Below are 630 nucleotides of genomic sequence, written 5' to 3'. Positions count from 1 at the left end.
TCTTTAAAAATTTACAGCCGATAAGTGTGGGCGCTTGATGCGGTGGCGACCCGATATGGTTCTTCGGAGCGATATCGGGAGCAGCAAAAGTATCAAGAGTCTCACACTAAAGTAAGTCAGGTTTTTGAATTTATTCAGAACCTGTCAGCTTTGAGTGAGCGACCGGTCTCGAGAGAGACCGAAAACAGTAACAGGTATTGAACTGAAGAGTTTGATCCTGGCTCAGATTGAACGCTGGCGGCATGCCTTACACATGCAAGTCGAACGGCAGCGCGGGAGCAATCCTGGCGGCGAGTGGCGAACGGGTGAGTAATACATCGGAACATGTCCAGTAGTGGGGGATAGCCCGGCGAAAGCCGGATTAATACCGCATACGATCCATGGATGAAAGCGGGGGATCGCAAGACCTCGCGCTATTGGGGTGGCCGATGGCGGATTAGCTAGTTGGTGGGGTAAAGGCCCACCAAGGCGACGATCCGTAGCTGGTCTGAGAGGACGACCAGCCACACTGGGACTGAGACACGGCCCAGACTCCTACGGGAGGCAGCAGTGGGGAATTTTGGACAATGGGCGAAAGCCTGATCCAGCAATGCCGCGTGTGTGAAGAAGGCCTTCGGGTTGTAAAGCACT

At 53.8% G+C, this 630-nt stretch carries 1 rRNA gene; it reads left to right on the top strand.

From position 1 onward, the window contains the following. Positions 1-199: 199 nt before the first annotated feature. Positions 200-630 (top strand): 16S ribosomal RNA (locus M3I53_RS38055); the annotation flags it as partial.

The sequence above is a fragment of the Paraburkholderia sp. CNPSo 3272 genome (genome assembly GCF_024206495.1).
Taxonomy (GTDB): Bacteria; Pseudomonadota; Gammaproteobacteria; order Burkholderiales; family Burkholderiaceae; genus Paraburkholderia.
Note: the sequence above shows the minus strand (reverse complement) of the source record. Positions and strands in the feature narration are given on the sequence as shown.